The organism is Pseudomonas sp. PS01298 (assembly GCF_029959745.1).
GTDB lineage: Bacteria > Pseudomonadota > Gammaproteobacteria > Pseudomonadales > Pseudomonadaceae > Aquipseudomonas > Aquipseudomonas aylmerensis.
Genome location: NZ_JASCPP010000213.1, coordinates 1 through 3646, shown reverse-complemented (window position 1 = coordinate 3646; position 3646 = coordinate 1). Strand labels below are relative to the sequence as shown.

The following is a 3646-nucleotide window of genomic DNA, read 5'->3' as shown; positions in this document are numbered from 1 at the left end:
GTTGGGGGGGGCGGGTTGCGCCCGGCGCGCCCCCCGCAAGGGGGGTCGCGCGCAGCCGGTCAGTGCTTGACCGGTGTCGGCAGGGTTACGAGGTTGACGTAGCCGTCCCAGAATGTCTTCTGATCCACGCCGAACACCACCTTGGCCTTCTGCGTGCCTACCGGGGCGCCTTTCTTGTAGCCCAGTGCGCGGCCGTAGTCGGCGCCAAAGGTGGCGTCCACATCCACCCACAACTCGCGTGACTCGGTCACGATCTGCGGGTTGACCAGATACAGCGCCGGCAGGCTGTCCCAGGTGAAGCTGTGGTAGCTGGGGTCCTTGTCGAACAACGGGCCGAACTCATGCTTGTACAGGTCGGCAATCGCGCCTTTCTGCGCAATCACGCGCTGGTACACCGACTTGTCGAAGGTGACCTTCTCGCACACGTCGTTGGGGAAAATCACGTGCTCGATGGGAGCGCGCAACACGATCTTCGCCGCCTCCGGGTCGAACCACCAGTTGAACTCCGCTGCCGGCGTGGTATTGCCCGGAATCTCCAATGCACCGCCCATGTACACGATGCGCTTGATCAGCGGCACGATGTCCGGCGCCGAGCGGATCGCCAGGGCGACGTTGGTCAGCGGGCCGACTGCCAGGATCGTCACCTGATGCGGGTTGGCCCTTACGCTGTCGACGATGAATTGCGCGGCGGTTTCCTTGCGCAGCTGGGTGTGGGTCGCCAGGCCATCCGGTGGCGCGACCAGCTGGGAGGGCGAGGTCGGTCGCGGGTTCTTGAAGGCTCCCGGCCAACCCGAGCCGAACAGGGCTTTTTCCGCCTCGTAGGTGGCGTAGTCATGCAGCAGCGGGTAGGCGGCGCCGGAATACACGCCGACCTCTTTCTCCACGCCCATGCGCTCCACGGCCTTGAGGGCGTCGACCTGTTCCTGGTCGACCCAGGCGTTGCCGCTGACCAAGGTCATGCCCAACAGGTCGATGCGTTTTTGCGCATGCAGTTGGGCGAGCATGATGAAGGCCTGGCCGTCATCGTTGAGCACATTGAAGTCAGTGTCGAAGATGACTTTTTCCGCTGCCTGCGCGGTGCCGGCACACAGGCCGACCGCGACAAGCAGGGCACAGCGTTTCAGAAAGCCTTGCATGGTGGTTCATCCGAAAGAGTGGGTGTGATCAACGGTTCACCAGTTTCGCCGGCAAGGCGATGACCAGGAAGCTGCTGAGAATCAGGCAGCCGGCGAAAAACCACAAGGCACCCGCGCTGCTGCCTGTGACGTCGATCGCCACCCCCATCAACGAGTTGCTCACCAGGCCGGCGATATTCGCCAGCGAGCAGGCCAGGGCGAAGCCGGTAGCCGCGGCGGTGCCTTTGAGAAAGGTCGCCGGCAGGCTGAAGAACACCGGCACCGCGCCGATGATCGCCGCCGAGGCAATCGCGAACAAGGCGACGGTGGCCGCGACGTTGTGGGTAAAGAACGTGCTGGTGGCCATCGCGGCGGCGCCGATGAAAAACGGCACGATGATGTGCCAGCGGCGTTCGCGGTGTTTGTCCGAACTGGCGCCGATCAGCAGCATGCCCAGCAGCGCAGCGACGCTTGGCAGCGCGGTGAGGATGCCGATATGGAAGGTGTCGTTGACCCCGGCGTTGCGAATGAAGGTCGGCATCCAGAAGCCCATGGCGTAGGCGCTGAGCAGGATCGAGAAGTCGATACCGCCGAGCATCCACACTTTGAGGTTGAAGAAACCGTCACGGAAGCTGTGCTTGCTGCCGTTGCTGTCGGCGTCGTCCTTGCGCAGCTCGGTTTCCAGCAGGGCCTTTTCTTCGTCCGACAGCCACTTGGCCTGTTGGTAGGTGTTGGGCAGTGCCCAGAACGTCAGTACGCCGAGCAGCACGCTGGGCACGGCTTCGATCAGGAACAGCCATTGCCAGCCGCGCAGGCCGGCCATGTGGTCGAAGTGGCCCATGATCCAGCCGGACAACGGCCCGCCGATCACGCTGGACAGCGGCAGGCCGATCATGAACAGCGCGATGATGCGCCCGCGCCGGTAGGTGGGGAACCAGGTGGTCAGGTAGTACAGCACGCCCGGCAGGAAGCCGGCTTCGGCGGCGCCGAGCAGAAAGCGCAGGATGTAGAACTGGGTGGTGGAGGTGACTAGCATGGTGCAGGCCGACAGCAGGCCCCAGGTGATCATGATGCGCGCGATCCAGATCTTCGCACCGACCCGTTCCAGCACCAGGTTGCTCGGGACTTCAAACAGGATATAGCCGACAAAGAACAGGCCGGCGCCAAGGCCGAACGCGGTTTCGCTGAACTGCAACTGGTCGAGCATCTGCAGTTTGGCGAAACCGATGTTGATCCGGTCGAGGTACGCGGCCAGATAACAGAAACACAGGAACGGGATCAGCTTCCAGGTGATCTTGTGGTAAAGCGTGTTGACCGGGTCGGCGACCGTGGTCGCGGGCGCTGCATTCGCAATGGGCATCGGGGTGTCTCCTGGCGGTGACTTATGGTTTTTATACAGCCGCTTTTCTTTCAGCACTTCGGAGTGCTGTAGAAGCGACTTCCAAAGGCAGTGTCAGAAGACTGAGGGGGCCTGGAGGCGATCACGGGTGGGAACCGGCTTGGGTGGGCGCAGACTTGCCTGCGATGACATCGACGCGGTGTAGCTGATACACCGCAGCGTCTGCATCGCGGGCAAGCCCGGCTCCCACAGGGATCGGTTCCCACAGGGGACTGCATTCCAAGGCCTGGGCCTCAGTTTTTCAAGACCGCGCTCTATGGCGCGGTTCTCGGTACCGTCTTATTGCTCCCTGAATTTGCTCATGGCCTCCTGTTTGCTCACCACGTCGCCGTACTTGCTGTCGATATCGAACAGGTTGGCTTCGTGGGGCGCGGGGTGTCGGTCGCCGACGCACTCGCGCACGACGATGGTGCGAAACCCGTGTTGCACCGCGTCCACCGCCGTTGCACGAATGCAGCCGCTGGTGGAGCAGCCGGCGAGGACCACCGTGTCGATACCCTGGGCGTGCAGCATCGGGGCCAGGCTGCTGCCGAAAAACGCACTGGCGTATTGTTTGGTGATCACCACTTCATCGGCCTGGGGCAGCACCTCGACGCAGAACGCCGCGAGCGGGTTGCCTTCGACCATGTCTTTCATCACCGGGGCCTTCTTGACCCAGATGCCGCCGTCGGCGAAATGGCCGGGATGGTAACGGATATTGGTGTGTACCACCGCAATCCCGTGCCGGCGTGCGGTGGCCAGCAGCTCGACGCTTTCCGCCACGGCGATCACCACTTCGGGGGCATAGAGCGGCGCGCCTTCGGTGGTGTAGCCCTGCATGAAGTCGATCATCAGCAATGCGGCTTTTTTGCCAAAGCCGATACGGTTGCCCCAGACGCCTTGATAGTTGGCGTCGGCGGATTGTTCAGTCATGTTCGACCCTCATTGATGGGTGGTGCACAGGCTCTGTTTTTGTGGTTGGCGAGCTTTTTATGGTGAGCAGGCTTGTTGTCGTGAGCGGGCTTTTTTTGTGGTGAGCGGGCTTGCCCCGCGTTGGGTGGCGAAGCCGCCCCAATAGAGCCCATGCGGTCTTTCAGGCAGTCCGCGGTGCCTGGTTTCAGGGCGGCTTCGCCCCCCCAACGCGGGGCAAGCC

At 62.8% G+C, this 3646-nt stretch carries 3 protein-coding genes; all 3 read right to left on the bottom strand.

Annotated elements, in window-relative coordinates:
- Positions 1 to 59: 59 nt before the first annotated feature.
- Positions 60 to 1136 carry a nucleoside hydrolase gene (locus tag QMX97_RS31760; RefSeq protein ID WP_282398225.1) on the bottom strand — a complete coding sequence of 359 codons (1077 nt, stop codon included), beginning with the start codon at positions 1134 to 1136 and terminating at the stop codon, positions 60 to 62.
- Between the two features lie 28 nt (positions 1137 to 1164).
- Positions 1165 to 2475: an MFS transporter gene (locus QMX97_RS31755; protein WP_282398224.1), complete on the bottom strand. Its 1311-nt coding sequence runs from the start codon at positions 2473 to 2475 to the stop codon at positions 1165 to 1167.
- A 318-nt stretch (positions 2476 to 2793) separates the two neighbouring features.
- On the bottom strand, positions 2794 to 3426 hold the full coding sequence (locus QMX97_RS31750) for an N-carbamoylsarcosine amidohydrolase (protein ID WP_106804029.1): 633 nt from the start codon (positions 3424 to 3426) through the stop codon (positions 2794 to 2796).
- Between the last annotated feature and the right edge of the window lie 220 nt (positions 3427 to 3646).